General features: G+C 64.6%; 11 protein-coding genes. 5 read left to right on the top strand and 6 right to left on the bottom strand.

Annotated features, from left to right (window positions below):
• Window positions 1–88 precede the first annotated feature (88 nt).
• From rlmH to NKT35_RS08945, 4 genes are all read right to left on the bottom strand, one after another.
• The gene (gene rlmH, locus NKT35_RS08930; RefSeq protein ID WP_254300650.1) at window positions 89–559 is read right to left on the bottom strand and encodes a 23S rRNA (pseudouridine(1915)-N(3))-methyltransferase RlmH; all 471 of its coding nucleotides are present in this window, start codon (window positions 557–559) and stop codon (window positions 89–91) included.
• A 66-nt stretch (window positions 560–625) separates the two neighbouring features.
• Window positions 626–994, bottom strand: coding sequence for a ribosome silencing factor (gene rsfS, locus NKT35_RS08935; protein WP_254300651.1), 369 nt, complete (start codon window positions 992–994; stop codon window positions 626–628).
• 79 nt (window positions 995–1,073) lie between these two features.
• A complete protein-coding gene (gene nadD / locus NKT35_RS08940) occupies window positions 1,074–1,712 on the bottom strand; it encodes a nicotinate-nucleotide adenylyltransferase (protein ID WP_254300652.1) in 639 nt (212 codons plus the stop codon).
• Entirely contained in the window at window positions 1,709–2,290 is a 582-nt protein-coding gene (locus tag NKT35_RS08945; RefSeq protein ID WP_254300653.1) for a beta-class carbonic anhydrase, read from the bottom strand. The genes nadD and NKT35_RS08945 overlap by 4 nt, the downstream gene beginning before the upstream one ends.
• 301 nt (window positions 2,291–2,591) lie before the next feature.
• Here NKT35_RS08945 and NKT35_RS08950 point away from each other — a divergent pair, with 301 nt between their 5' ends.
• On the top strand, window positions 2,592–3,152 hold the full coding sequence (locus tag NKT35_RS08950) for an acetate uptake transporter (RefSeq protein WP_254300654.1): 561 nt from the start codon (window positions 2,592–2,594) through the stop codon (window positions 3,150–3,152).
• A 58-nt stretch (window positions 3,153–3,210) separates the two neighbouring features.
• On the opposite strand, the gene NKT35_RS08955 is transcribed toward NKT35_RS08950, so the two are convergent.
• Both NKT35_RS08955 and NKT35_RS08960 read right to left on the bottom strand, forming a co-directional pair.
• Window positions 3,211–3,969: a hypothetical protein gene (locus NKT35_RS08955; RefSeq protein WP_254300655.1), complete on the bottom strand. Its 759-nt coding sequence runs from the start codon at window positions 3,967–3,969 to the stop codon at window positions 3,211–3,213.
• Between the two features lie 22 nt (window positions 3,970–3,991).
• The gene (locus NKT35_RS08960; protein WP_254300656.1) at window positions 3,992–4,975 is read right to left on the bottom strand and encodes a DUF2804 domain-containing protein; all 984 of its coding nucleotides are present in this window, start codon (window positions 4,973–4,975) and stop codon (window positions 3,992–3,994) included.
• 149 nt (window positions 4,976–5,124) lie between these two features.
• Here NKT35_RS08960 and NKT35_RS08965 point away from each other — a divergent pair, with 149 nt between their 5' ends.
• The 4 genes from NKT35_RS08965 to lpdA all read left to right on the top strand — a co-directional run bounded on the left by NKT35_RS08965 (window position 5,125) and on the right by lpdA (window position 13,304).
• Complete coding sequence (locus NKT35_RS08965) at window positions 5,125–6,573, top strand: M48 family metalloprotease (protein WP_254300657.1); 1,449 nt, start codon at window positions 5,125–5,127, stop codon at window positions 6,571–6,573.
• 301 nt (window positions 6,574–6,874) lie between these two features.
• Window positions 6,875–9,538 (top strand): pyruvate dehydrogenase (acetyl-transferring), homodimeric type, encoded by a 2,664-nt coding sequence (gene aceE / locus NKT35_RS08970; RefSeq protein WP_254300658.1) that lies wholly within the window; start codon window positions 6,875–6,877, stop codon window positions 9,536–9,538.
• A gap of 119 nt (window positions 9,539–9,657) precedes the next feature.
• Window positions 9,658–11,316, top strand: a complete 1,659-nt coding sequence (gene aceF, locus NKT35_RS08975; RefSeq protein ID WP_254300659.1) for a dihydrolipoyllysine-residue acetyltransferase — start codon at window positions 9,658–9,660, stop codon at window positions 11,314–11,316.
• A gap of 188 nt (window positions 11,317–11,504) precedes the next feature.
• Window positions 11,505–13,304, top strand: coding sequence for a dihydrolipoyl dehydrogenase (lpdA, locus tag NKT35_RS08980; protein WP_254300660.1), 1,800 nt, complete (start codon window positions 11,505–11,507; stop codon window positions 13,302–13,304).
• Window positions 13,305–13,448 lie beyond the last annotated feature (144 nt).

The raw sequence follows: 13,448 nt of genomic DNA on the forward strand, positions 1-13,448 counted from the left end.
TGCGCGTGGCGGGGCCGCAAAAACGATAGCCCCGTCGGCTTAGGCCGCGGGGCTGTTTTCCTTGGACGGCGCTGGCGAGCCGGCGGGCTTATTCGCGATGGTAGGGGTGGTTGTTCAGTATCGAGTAGGCGCGGTAGATCTGCTCGGCCAGCATCACCCGCACCATGCCGTGCGGCAGCGTCATCGCCGACAATTGCAACAGCACGTCGGCGCGTTGTTTCAGCTCTTGAGACAGGCCGTCGGCGCCGCCGATGATGAATACCACGTCATCGCCGCCTGCCATCCATTCCTTCAGGCCTTCGGCCAGTTTGACCGAGGTCCAGTTTTTGCCGCGTTCGTCCATCACCACCAGCCGCGCGCGCGGCGGGATGGCGGCGATCAGCCGTTCGTGCTCGGCGGCGATGCCTTTTTCAGCGGTGACGCCGCCGCCGCGCTTTTCCGGCTTGATCTCTTTCAGCTCAAGGGTGATGTCGCGGCCGAAGCGCTTGGCGTAGTCGGAATAGGCTTCGTCCACCCAGCGCGGCATCTTGGTGCCGACGGCGAGTATGGTGATCTTCATGGCAAAAAACGTGGGAAAGTGAAGAAAAACAAAAGGGCGGGAAACCCCGCCCTCTGTTGAGTCAGCTTAAACCGCCGACCACGGCTTGCCTGCGCCGGCGGCGAAGCTGGGCTTCTGGCCGCCCCACAGGGCTTCGATGTCGTAGTAGTCGCGCACGGCGGGCAGCATCACGTGGATCACCACGTCGCCTGCGTCCACCAGCACCCATTCGCCGCTTTCGTGGCCTTCGCTGCCGACGATGTCCACGCCGGCTTCCTTCAGGGTGACTTGCACGTTGTTGGCCAACGCCTTCACTTGGCGGTTGGAGTCGCCGGTGGCGACGATCATGCGCTGGAACAGCGAGGTGAGGTTGCTGGTATCCAGTTCGATGATGTCCTTGCCCTTGATGTCTTCCAGGGCTTCCACTGCCAGTTTGCTGATTGCTTGAATGTCCATGATTCCTTTTCCTGTGCCGGTACTTAGCAGGCGCAGGAGCCGGCAAGAGGTACCACAAAAGAGCGAGTAAGGCGGCGCCTTACCGGTATAGGCCGTGTTGGCGGATATAGGCCAGCGCGGCGGGGGCGATCAGGCCCTCCACCGCTTCGTTCGCGGCCAGCATTTCCCTCAGGCGGGTAGCGGACAGGTCGAACGGCGGCAGGGCCAGGGGCCGGATTGTACCGGAAGCCGTTCGATTTGAAAAATCATGGACTTGGCGGGTGTCCCACTCTTGCCGCACTTCGGGCGGCAGGGCGGCGGCGTCGAAGCCGGGGCGCATCGCCACCGCCAGGTTGGCGAGGCGGAACAGCTCGCGCCATTCTTGCCAGCTAGACAAGTTGAACAGCGAGTCGCCGCCGATCAGAAACCATAATTCGGCGGCGTCGCCCAGCTCGGCGCGCAGCTCGCGCAGCGTGTCCACGGTGTAGGCGGGCTTGGCGCGGCGGACTTCGCGGTCGTCGCTTTGCAGGCGGGCATCGCCTTCGATGGCGAGCTTCACCATTTCCAGCCGTTGGCGGGGAGAAGCGTGCGGGCCGCTGTCGCGGTGATAGGGCTGGCCCGCCGGGATCAGCTTGACCTGGTCCAGCGCCAATTCGTCGGCGAAGGCGCGCGCCATGCGCAGATGGGCCAGGTGGATGGGGTCGAAGGTGCCGCCGAAGACCCCGACGCGCATCGTCATGCGGCCGGTTCGGCCTTGTCGCCGTAACCGCTGACGATCACTTCCAGCCGGCCGGTGGACGGGTGGATCACCAGGCCGTGCACCGGAATGTCCTTGGGCATCAGCGGGTGGTTGCGTATGGTCTGCACCGAGTGGCGCACGCTGTCGGCCACGTTGTCGAAGCCCTTCAGCCAGTTGTCCAGGTCGATGCCGGCGCCGCGCAGCGTGGCGATGGTTTCTTCGCTGACGCCGCGTTCCTGGGCGTGGCTGAGAATCTTGTGCGGGTCGATGGCGCGCATGCCGCAGTCGTGGTGGGCCACCACGCAGATTTCTTCGGCGCGCAGCTCATAAACGGCGACGATCAGGCTGCGCATCACCGAGCCCCATTGGTGGGTGATCAGCGCGCCGGCGTTCTTGATCAGCTTGGCGTCGCCGTTCTTCAGGCCCATGGCCTTGGGCAGCAGCTCCACCAGACGGGCGTCCATGCAAGCCAGGATGGCCAGGCCTTTGCCCGGAAACTTGTCGGTTTTGAATTGTTCGTACTCGCGGTTTTCCACGAAGGCGCGGTTGTGGTCGAGCAGGGTATTCAGTCGGTCCATGTTTACGGTGTTCCTGTGCGGATGTCGGAAAGGGACGTATTCAGCTTCGTATTCCCCTGTTTTTATTAGGGAAACGCGCAGATCAATACGCTGTATAGAGAGTTTGCTCCATTTGGGGCGGCATGCTACCACCGATCCAGCCCGCGCGGCGAAAAATCGGCGCGCGAATGATTATCAGATGGGGTTGGCCAGGCAAATTTCAATAAGAAGCAATGGCTTGCGCCTCTTGCCGGATGCCGGGCGCTTGTCTAGAATCGCGCCCTCAAAATATTAACGATTACTTATTTAAATGGAGTATCCCGTGAGCGAAAAACTCGCCAACCCGGCGCCGCTGGGCCTGATGGGCTTCGGCATGACCACTATTCTGCTGAACATCCACAATGCCGGATTCTACCCGATCAGCGCCATGATCCTGGCCATGGGCCTGTGCTATGGCGGCTTGGCCCAGATTGTGGCCGGCATCATGGAATTCCGCCGCGGCAACACCTTCGGCGTCACCGCCTTCCTGTCCTACGGCCTGTTCTGGCTCAGCCTGGTGCTGCTGATCGTGCTGCCGAAAACCGGGCTGGCCGAGGCTACGCCGGAAGGCTATATGGGCTGGTATCTGCTGATGTGGGGCGTGTTCACCTTGTTCATGCTGGCCGGCACCGTCAACTACCCGCGCGTGAAACAGTTCGTGTTCGCTTCGCTGACTGTGCTGTTCTTCCTGCTGGCGGCGCGGGATTTCACCGGCAACGCTGTCATCGGCATGATCGCCGGCTTCGAGGGCATCGTCTGCGGCGCCAGCGCCATCTACCTGGCTATGGCTACGGTGCTGAATGAGCAGTACGGCCGCACGGTGTGGCCTGTCGGCGCGCGCTGAGCCCGGCCCGCTGCTTTGGAAACGCCCCGCCGCTTAGCGCCGCGGGGCGTTTTGCTATCTAATGATGGCGTCGCCCCAGCCACATCATCAGCATCTGCACCGATATGGCCAAAGCCAGCGCGGCGCTGAAGGCTGCGGGCGCGGGCCAGGCATTCAGTGCCGCGGCCAGCGCGATGCAGAAGGCGACAAAGGCGTAAAAGCCCCTCACCATGCCGCGCAGCAGCTTGATGGTGGCGGCGGGGCCGGCGCTGAGGTGGCTGAACACCGCCAGCACGCTGCCCAGCACCGGAAACACCGCCAGCAGGCCGCTGAGGCTGGGGCCTAATCGCGCCGACAGGCTGGTGATGATCAACGCCAGGGCGGCGCCGGCCAGCATCCGCGGCGCCATGCCGGCGTTGCGCGGCGGCTGGTCGCGGGCAACAGGCGGAGCGGGAAACAGCCGTCCCGCCAGCGGCAGAAACAGCAAGCCGGCAACGGCGCTTTGCCAGCCAGACGGCTGCGCCCAGTGTCCCAGCGCGACGGCCAGCGCATAGGCCGCCAAGCCCAGCAGCAGACAAGGCAGCCAGCGCCAGCGGAGCGCGGCCCAGCTGTAGGCGATGCCGAACACCAGGTTGGCGCTGGTGCCCAGCGAGGCGGCCAGCGAGGCTTCGCGGACAAAGGCGGGCGTTTGCTCCAGGCTCAAGATCAGCAGGATGGAGCCGGTGATCACCGGGAAACCGGCCAGCGCGCCGGCCACGCCCGGCCCCCATTTCTTGGCCGCCAAGGTGATCAGCCAGATCAGCGTCGGCACCAGGCACAATTTCAACAGCAACAGCATCGCTATGATTTCTTCCCCGCGCTTACCAGCGCGATAAATGATCCTCGGTGACGCCGACAAGATTCTCGATGATATGGCGCTGCCCGCTGGCGGGGTCGACCAGCGCGCCGTTGAAGCGGCCTATCGGCTGCACATAGCGGCTGGCGGCGATGATCAGGTTCTTGTCCTCGCGCCGCGCGCCTTCCGGGGTGAAGATCAGATCGACCAGCCCGTCCTCGGTGGCGACGTGCCAGGGCGCGAGCGGGTCTTGTTGCTGATATTCAAATGCGGCCGCGCCGACGCGGAACAGCCGCTCGCCCAGCCATACCGCGTTTTCCTCCGCGCCCATATAGCCCTGCTGCAGATTGAAGCCGACGCCGCGGCCGTGGGCGCTGGCCCAGCGCCAGCCGGTTTCGCGCGCCAGCAAGCCGTTGGAATGGTCGAGCGAGGCGACGGCGTCGGCCAGGTCGAAACGTCCCGCCGCGCAGCTGGCCTCGCCGCTGACTAACAAGCCGCCGCTTTTATGGGTGCTGTGGGCCAGGTAGTTGGCCGGCGCGATGCTGGCCAGCACCGGCGGCAGACGGCTCAAGTCGATGGCGGCGTCTATGCGCAAGGCCCGGCTGTCCAGCCGCAGGCGCAGCGTTTCGCCTTCACGATCAAAGGCCAGGTCCAGGCCGGCGAAGCGGAAGCGCGCGTCGCCGAATACCTGGTCGGCCACGCGGGCGCCGATGCCGGGCAGGCCGTTGGCGCTGGCGGCGGCGGCCACTTCGCCGCGGCGGCGGTCGAACAGATAGGCGAAGGCCGTGCCGTTCCAGCCCACGTCCACCACCGCCAGGCCAATGAAAAAGTCGGCGTGGGCGAGGGCGGCGTATTGCCAGCGCTTGTGATGCAGCCGCCGGGTCAGCCGCTTGCCGGCGGGCAGGGCCAGTTCGCGCCAGTGCGGCATGGCGACAATGCCCTGATACATTCCGAACAAGGGCGCGCCGTCTCGGGTCAGCGTGGCGGGCGCGGCGGGCAGCATGGACATGGCGAGTTCGCGGGCGGGTCAAAGCCCCAGTCTACCCGTAATTTCAATGTCATGATGAACAAGGTTACATTTGTTTAGCAATCTGCCTGACGCCGCTCATGCAACTTTCATCGCATCGCGGCTATCATAGCCAGATGATGAAACGCCGCATGCTACCTGTCTTGTTGGCCGCCGCGCTGGCGCAGCCGCTGTCCGTTCGCGCCGACGCGCCCGGCCGCAACGATCTGCCTGATCTGGGCGAGATTTCCGATGCCTCGCTGTCGCTGGCCGACGAATCGCGCATCGGCCGCGATGCCTTGCGCGCGATGCGCGAGGCCGGCGACGTGCTGGACGATGCCGAAATCAACGCCTATCTCAACGATATCGGCGGGCGCCTGTCCGCGTCGGTCCACCTGCCGGGCGTGCATTTCACCTATTTTTGCGTGGCCGATGCCGGTATCAACGCCTTCGCCATGCCTGGCGGCTATGTGGGGGTCAATATCGGCCTGATCCTGGCCACCCAGAGCGAAGGCGAGCTGGCCGGCGTGCTGGGCCACGAAACGGCTCACGTCGCCCAGCGCCACATCGCGCGGATGCAGGCGGCCAACAGCGCCACCAGCCCCTTGCTATTGCTGGGCACCATCGTCGCCGCCGCCTTGGCGGCTAAGGCGGGCAGCGGCGAAGGCGCGATGGGCGCGGTGTCGGCCGGCATGGGTTTGTCGATTTCGCGCCAGCTGGCGTTCTCGCGCGATTTCGAACGCGAGGCGGACCGGGTCGGCATGCAGTACATGAGCAATGCCGGCTTCGACGTGCGCAATATGGCCAGTTTCTTCCAGCGGCTGGAGCAGGCCAGCCGCTACACCGACAACACCGCTTTCGCCTTTTTGCGCACCCACCCGGTGACGCTGGAGCGGATCAGCGAAGCGCAGAACCGCGCGCTGGATTATCCGGTGAAGATGCGCGCCGACAGCGCCGATTATCTGTTGGTGCGCGAAAAGCTCAGGGTGCTGACCATGACGCCGGAAGAGGCCGTGGCTTATTACAACAACACGCTGCAGCGCGGCCTGTACCTGAGCGAGGGCGCCAACTGGTACGGCCTGGCGCAAGCCCGCTTGCAGCAGCATGACCGAGCCGCCGCGCGCGAGGCCTTGTCCAAAGCCAGGGCCAAGCTGTCCGACCATCCCATGCTGTACGGGCTGGAGGTGGCCATCGCCCAGGATGGTCGCGACTGGCCTGCCGCGGCGGCGGCGGCGCGCCGAGGCCTGGACGCGTTTCCGCGCAATGTCGCCTTGCAGCAAGCGCAGGTTGAAGTGGCGCTGGACAGCGGCGACAACAAGGGCGCGGAGCAGATGTTGCGCCAGCTGTTGAATGACAGGGCCGGCGACCCGGCGCTGTACCGGCTGCAGGCCAAGCTGTACGCCGACAAGGATCCGTTGCGCTACCATGCCGCGCTGGGCAATGCGTTCTATTACGAACAGCGCTATAGCGCCGCCTTGGAGCAGTATCAACTGGCCAGCAAGGCCAAGGGCGACGATTTCTACCTGAAGTCCATGGTGGAGGCGCGGCTTCGTGAGGTGGAGAAGCTGGCCAAGGACGAAAGAAAGGCGGCGCGGAATTGAAACAATTGTTTCAAATTCGCGCGGGTTATCGCAAAAAAACAACATGATGCGGCGCAGCAACCGTTTTATTCGCGACATCCTTCTAAGATAACGCTTCCCGCCTATTCCTTTCCGAATCCCGCAGGACGTACACTGGCGGGGTTGCTCTGCACTAATTCGCAAATGAACATTTTTATTTGCGAATCTGTTCGTTTATAATCTCAAATCAAATATTTGGCTCGCTTGCGAGCTGATCGCATAAAAGCGGGGCCGGCCTGAAGCGAGCGCGGTCCCCGATAGTCACCCGCTGTGAGGACCAGAGATGGCTGCAACTTTCCCTGACGATATCGACCCGTTGGAAACCCAGGAATGGACCGAAGCGCTGGAGTCGGTGCTGGACAACGAAGGCGCCGAACGCGCGCACTTCCTGCTGGAGACTATGGTTGAGCGCACCCGCCGCCGCGGCGCCCACCTGCCGTTCGACGCGACCACCGCTTACCAGAACACCATCCCGGTCGGCAAAGAAGCCAAGTCCCCGGGCAACCACGAGATGGAGCACCGCATCCGCTCGATCAACCGCTGGAACGCCGCCGCCATGGTGCTGCGCGCCGGCAAGAAGGATCTGGAGCTGGGCGGCCACATCGCCTCCTTCCAATCCTCCGCCACGCTGTACGACGTCGGTTTCAACCACTTCTGGCGCGCCCAGAATGAAAACCAAGACGGCGACCTGATCTACTTCCAAGGCCACATCGCCCCGGGCGTGTACGCCCGCGCCTTCATGGAAGGCCGCCTGACCGCCGACCAGATGGACAACTTCCGCCAGGAAGTGGACGGCCAAGGCCTGTCCTCCTATCCGCACCCGTGGCTGATGAAGGACTTCTGGCAGTTCCCAACCGTATCGATGGGCCTGGGCCCGCTGATGGCCATCTACCAAGCCCGCTTCCTGAAGTACCTGGAAAGCCGCGGCCTGGCCAAGACCATGGGCCGCAAGGTGTGGTGCTTCTGCGGCGACGGCGAGATGGACGAGCCGGAATCGCTGGGCGCCATCGCCATGGCCGCTCGCGAAGGCCTGGACAATCTGGTGTTCGTGATCAACTGCAACCTGCAGCGCCTGGACGGCCCGGTGCGCGGCAACGGCAAGATCATCCAGGAACTGGAAGGCGACTTCCGCGGTTCCGGTTGGAACGTGCTGAAAGTGATCTGGGGCTCCCGTTGGGACCCGCTGCTGGCCATGGACACCAAGGGCCTGCTGAAGAAGCGCATGGACGAGTGCGTGGACGGCGACTACCAGACCTTCAAGTCCAAGGACGGCGGCTACGTGCGCGAACACTTCTTCGGCAAGTATCCGGAGCTGCGCGAGATGGTGGCCAATATGTCCGACGAAGAGATCTGGAATCTCAATCGCGGCGGCCATGACCCGCACAAGGTGTACGCGGCTTACCATCAAGCCAGCCACAATGCCAACGGCCGTCCGACCGTGATCCTGGCCAAGACCATCAAGGGTTACGGCATGGGCGCGTCCGGCGAAGCCAAGAACATCGCCCACCAGGCCAAGAAAATGGACCTGGAAAGCCTGCGCAACTTCCGCGACCGTTTCGGCATCCCGGTGTCCGACGCCGACCTGCCGAACGTGCCGTACTATCTGCCGGCCGAAGACAGCCCGGAAATGAAGTACATGCGCGAACGCCGCGCGGACCTGGGCGGCTACCTGCCGGCCCGCAAGCCGGTGAACCACCCGCTGGCCGTGCCGGAACTGTCCGCCTTCGACGCGCAGCTGCAAGCGTCCGGCGACCGCGAGTTCTCCACCACGATGGCCTTTGTCCGCATGCTGGGCACCATCATGAAGGACAAGAACATCGGCAAGCGCATCGTGCCCATCGTGCCGGACGAATCCCGCACCTTCGGCATGGAAGGCATGTTCCGCCAGTACGGCATCTGGTCCACCCAGGGTCAGAACTACGTGCCGCAGGACCATGACCAGCTGATGTTCTACAAGGAATCCAAGGACGGCCAGATCCTGCAGGAAGGCATCAACGAGCCGGGCGCCATGGCCGACTGGATCGCCGCGGCGACCAGCTACGCCAACAGCAGCCAGCCGATGATTCCGTTCTACATCTACTACTCGATGTTCGGCTTCCAGCGTATCGGCGACCTGGCCTGGGCAGCTGGCGACATGCGCGCCCGCGGCTTCCTGCTGGGCGGCACCGCCGGCCGCACCACGCTGAACGGCGAAGGCCTGCAGCACGAAGACGGCCACAGCCACATCCAGGCCGGCCTGATCCCGAACTGCATCAGCTACGACCCGACCTTCGCTTACGAGCTGGCCGTGATCGTGCAAGACGGCATGCGCCGCATGTACGCCGAACAGGAAGACGTCTTCTACTACCTGACGCTGATGAACGAAAACTACGTTCACCCGGCGATGCCGGCAGGCGCGGAAGAAGGCATCCTGAAGGGCATGTACCTGCTGCAGGACGGCGGCGACGCCAAGGTGAAGGTGCAGCTGATGGGCTCCGGCACCATCCTGCGCGAAGTGATGGCCGCGGCCGACCTGCTGAAGGCTGACTTCGGCATCGGCGCCGACATCTGGAGCGTGACCTCCTTCAACCAGCTGCGCCGCGACGGCATGGAAGCCGAGCGCCACAATCTGCTGAACCCGACCGCCGAGGCCCGTTCCTCCTACGTCGAGCAGCAGCTGGCCGGCCGCAACGGCCCGGTGATCGCCGCGACCGACTACATCCGCAACTACGCCGACCAGATCCGCGCCTACGTGCCGGGCCGCTACGTCGTGCTGGGCACCGACGGCTTCGGCCGCTCGGACAGCCGCGCCAACCTGCGCTCCTTCTTCGAAGTGGATCGTTACCACGTGGCGCTGGCGGCTCTGTCCGCTCTGGCCCGCGACGGCAAGATCGAAGGCGCCAAGGTGGCCGAGGCCATCGCCAAGTACGGCATCAAGACCGACAAGCTGCCGAGCTGGAAGGTGTAATCGCAGGGCGGAAGCCCCGGTTTTGGCCGGGGCCTTCCGCCTTTGCACGGCAAGCGAATCTGTAGCGGATATCCGGCGGAGCGCCCAGACAGGGACTCCGCCTTACGAATGGAAAGCTCATGAGCAATCTGATCGAACTGAAAGTGCCCGACATCGGCGGTCACAGCAACGTAGACATCATCGAAGTATTCATCGCCCCGGGCCAGACCGTGTCCGTGGACGATTCCCTGATCACCCTGGAAACCGACAAGGCCACCATGGAAGTGCCGGCTGAAGCCGCCGGCGTGATCAAGGAAGTGAAAGTCGCCTTGGGCGGCAAGATTTCCGAAGGCGACGTGATTGCCATCCTGGAAGTGGGCGCAGCCGCGTCCGCTCCGGCTCCAGCCCCGGCCGCCGCAGCGCCGGCGCCCGCAGCCGCTCCTGCCGCAGCTCCGGCTCCGGTAGCCGCAGCTCCCGCGGCAGCGCCTGCCGCACCGGCCGCTTCCGGCCGCAGCGAAATCCGCGTGCCGGACATCGGCGGCCATAACGGCGTCGACGTGATCGAAGTGACTGTCAAAGTGGGCGACGAAATCGCCGTCGACGACAGCCTGATCACGCTGGAAACCGACAAGGCCACCATGGAAGTGCCGGCCACCGCCGCAGGCAAAGTGGTGGAAGTGAAGATCAAGGTGGGCGACAAGGTCAGCGAAGGCGACCTGATCGTCGTGGTGGAAGGCGCTGTCGCCGCGTCCGCCCCGGCCGCCGCTGCGCCGGCTCCGGCAGCAGCTCCGGCCCCGGTTGCCGCTGCGCCTGCCGCCGCGCCGGTAGTGGCTCCGGTAGCCGCCGCCGTGGCTGCAGCCATCGACGAAATCGCCTTCTCCAAGGCCCACGCCGGTCCGTCCGTGCGCCGCCTGGCGCGCGAACTGGGCGTGGACCTGGGCAAGGTGAAGGGCAACGGCCGCAAGGGCCGCGTCACCGAAGACGACGTCAAGGCCTTCGTCAAGGGCGTGATGCAGAACCCGGCTGTTCTGGCCCCGGCCGCCGCGCCGGCCGGCTCCGGCGTGGGTCTGGACCTGCTGCCGTGGCCGAAGGTGGACTTCGCCAAGTTCGGCCCGATCGAAACCAAGCCGCTGTCGCGCATCCAGAAGATTTCCGGCGCCAACCTGTCGCGCAACTGGGTGATGATCCCGCACGTCACGTTCAACGACGAGTGCGACATCACCGAGCTGGAAGACTTCCGCAAGACCGTGGGCAAGGAATGGGAAAAGTCCGGCCTGAAGATCAGCCCGCTGGCCTTCATCATCAAGGCCGCCGCCGAAGCGCTGAAAGCCTTCCCGAACTTCAACAGCTCGCTGGACGGCGACAACCTGGTGCTGAAGCAGTACTACCACATCGGCTTCGCCGCCGACACGCCTAACGGCCTGGTAGTGCCGGTGATCAAGGACGCGGACAAGAAGGGCCTGCGCCAGATCGCCCAGGAACTGACCGACCTGTCCAAGCTGGCCCGCGAAGGCAAGCTGAAGCCGACCGACATGCAAGGCGCGACCTTCACCATCTCGTCCCTGGGCGGCATCGGCGGCACCAGCTTCACGCCTATCGTGAACGCGCCGGAAGTGGCCATCCTCGGCGTCTGCAAGTCGCAGATCAAGCCGGTGTGGAACGGCAAGGAATTCGCGCCGCGCCTGATGTGCCCGCTGAGCCTGTCCTTCGATCACCGCGTGATCGACGGCGCGGCCGCGGCCCGCTTCACCGTGCACCTGGGCAAGCTGCTGACCGACGTGCGTCGTCTGATCCTGTAAGCCACCTCATCGTAGGGTGGGCAAGCTTTGAGCTTGCCCACGCGGCCTGGCGTTGGCTGGCAAGCCCGCTGGCGCGCCGACCCTAAGGATGGAAAGCCCAGTAGGGCGGGCTGGCCGCAAGGCCATGCCCGCGCGGATTAGAGGCGGCCGGCTATTTGCCGGCCTCCCAATATTGCGGATGGAAAACCATGAGCAATCTGATCGAATTGAAAGTCCCGGACATCGGCGGCCACAACAATGTGGACGTGATCGAAGTGTTCGTCAAACCGGGCGACGTGATCGAAAAAGAAGCCAGCCTGATCACGCTGGAAACCGACAAAGCCACCATGGAAGTGCCGGCTGAAGCCGCCGGCACCGTCAAGGAAGTGCGCGTCGCCGTAGGCAGCAAAGTCTCCGAAGGCGACCTGGTCGTCATCCTGGAAGCCGCCGGCGCAGCCGCCGCGGCTCCGGCCGCCCCGAAACCGGTGGAAACCACCGGCGTCGCTTCCGCCACCACCCAAGCCGGCTTCGCGCCGCAGGCCGCTCCGGTTGCCGCTACTCATAGCGGCGGCGCGGACGTGGAATGCGACGTGATGGTGCTGGGCGGCGGCCCCGGCGGTTACTCCGCCGCCTTCCGCGCGGCCGACCTGGGTCTGAAAGTGGTCATCGTCGAGCGCTACGCCACTCTGGGCGGCGTATGCCTGAACGTGGGCTGCATTCCGTCCAAGGCGCTGCTGCACAACGCCGCGGTGATCGACGAAGTGAGCCACCTGGCCGCCAACGGCATCAAGTTCGGCAAGCCGGAAGTGGACATCGACATGCTGCGCGGCTACAAGGAAAAGGTCATCGCCAAGCTGACCGGCGGCCTGGGCGGCATGGCCAAGGCGCGCAAGGTGGAGATCGTGCGCGGCAACGGCCACTTCATCGACCCGCACCACATCGAAGTTTCGGTGACCACCGGCCAGGGCCGCGAAGAATCCGGCGAGAAGAAGATCGTCAAGTTCAAGAACGCCATCATCGCCGCCGGCTCCCGCGTGGTGAAGCTGCCGTTCATCCCGAACGACCCGCGCGTGGTGGATTCCACCGGTGCGCTGGAGCTGAAGGGCGTGGCCGACCGCATGCTGATCATCGGCGGCGGCATCATCGGCCTGGAAATGGGTACCGTCTACTCCACGCTGGGCGCGCGCCTGGACGTGGTGGAAATGCTGGATGGCCTGATGCAAGGCGCCGACCGCGACCTGGTCAAGGTATGGCAGAAGTGGAACGCCCACCGCTTCGACAACATCATGCTGAACACCAAGACTGTGGCCGTGGAGCCTAAGGAAGACGGCGTATGGGTGACTTTCGAAGGCGCTCAAGCCCCGAAAGAACCGCAACGCTACGACCTGGTGCTGTACGCGACCGGCCGCGCGCCTAACGGCAAGCTGATCGGCGCCGAAAACGCCGGCATCGCGGTGACCGACCGCGGTTTCATCCAGGTGGACAAGCAGCAGCGCACCAATGTGCCGCACATCTTCGCCATCGGCGACATCGTCGGCCAGCCGATGCTGGCGCACAAGGGCGTGCATGAAGGCCACGTGGCGGCGGAAAACTGCGCCGGCCAGAAAGCCTACTTCGACGCCCGCGTGATTCCGGGCGTGGCCTACACCGATCCGGAAGTGGCCTGGGTGGGCGTGACCGAAGACGAAGCCAAGAAGCAAGGCCTGAAGATCGAGAAGGGCGTGTTCCCGTGGGCCGCCTCCGGCCGCGCCATCGCCAACGGCCGCGATGAAGGCTTCACCAAGCTGATCTTCGACGCCGAAAGCCACCAGATCATCGGCGGCGGCATCGTAGGCCCGCACGCCGGCGACATGATCGGCGAAGTGTGCCTGGCGATCGAGATGGGTTGCGACGCGACCGATATCGGCAAGACCATCCACCCGCACCCGACCATGGGCGAGTCCATCGGCATGGCGGCGGAAGTGGCGCACGGCACCTGCACGGACCTGCCGCCGCAACGCAAGAAGTAAGGTTTGAGCGGCGGTTTTGACCGCCGTCAGATGAAGAAGGGGCAAGCCTGGCGGCTTGCCCTTTTTGTTTTGGCCGGGTGATATGATAAGTGGATTGCGTAGGGCGGAAGCCCGCCAAGCGGGCGTTCCGCCGCCATTAAGCCC

The organism is Chromobacterium sp. IIBBL 290-4, assembly GCF_024207115.1.
Classification (GTDB): Bacteria; Pseudomonadota; Gammaproteobacteria; order Burkholderiales; family Chromobacteriaceae; genus Chromobacterium.

What these genes read in the sequence shown, in the direction of transcription:
- rlmH (WP_254300650.1), bottom strand. Translation starts at nt 559, where the DNA reads ATGAAGATCACCATACTCGCCGTCGGCACCAAGATGCCGCGCTGGGTG.
- rsfS (WP_254300651.1), bottom strand. Translation starts at nt 994, where the DNA reads ATGGACATTCAAGCAATCAGCAAACTGGCAGTGGAAGCCCTGGAAGAC.
- nadD (WP_254300652.1), bottom strand. Translation starts at nt 1,712, where the DNA reads ATGACGATGCGCGTCGGGGTCTTCGGCGGCACCTTCGACCCCATCCAC.
- NKT35_RS08945 (WP_254300653.1), bottom strand. Translation starts at nt 2,290, where the DNA reads ATGGACCGACTGAATACCCTGCTCGACCACAACCGCGCCTTCGTGGAA.
- NKT35_RS08955 (WP_254300655.1), bottom strand. Translation starts at nt 3,969, where the DNA reads ATGCTGTTGCTGTTGAAATTGTGCCTGGTGCCGACGCTGATCTGGCTG.
- NKT35_RS08960 (WP_254300656.1), bottom strand. Translation starts at nt 4,975, where the DNA reads ATGTCCATGCTGCCCGCCGCGCCCGCCACGCTGACCCGAGACGGCGCG.
- NKT35_RS08965 (WP_254300657.1), top strand. Translation starts at nt 5,125, where the DNA reads ATGCTACCTGTCTTGTTGGCCGCCGCGCTGGCGCAGCCGCTGTCCGTT.
- aceE (WP_254300658.1), top strand. Translation starts at nt 6,875, where the DNA reads ATGGCTGCAACTTTCCCTGACGATATCGACCCGTTGGAAACCCAGGAA.
- aceF (WP_254300659.1), top strand. Translation starts at nt 9,658, where the DNA reads ATGAGCAATCTGATCGAACTGAAAGTGCCCGACATCGGCGGTCACAGC.
- lpdA (WP_254300660.1), top strand. Translation starts at nt 11,505, where the DNA reads ATGAGCAATCTGATCGAATTGAAAGTCCCGGACATCGGCGGCCACAAC.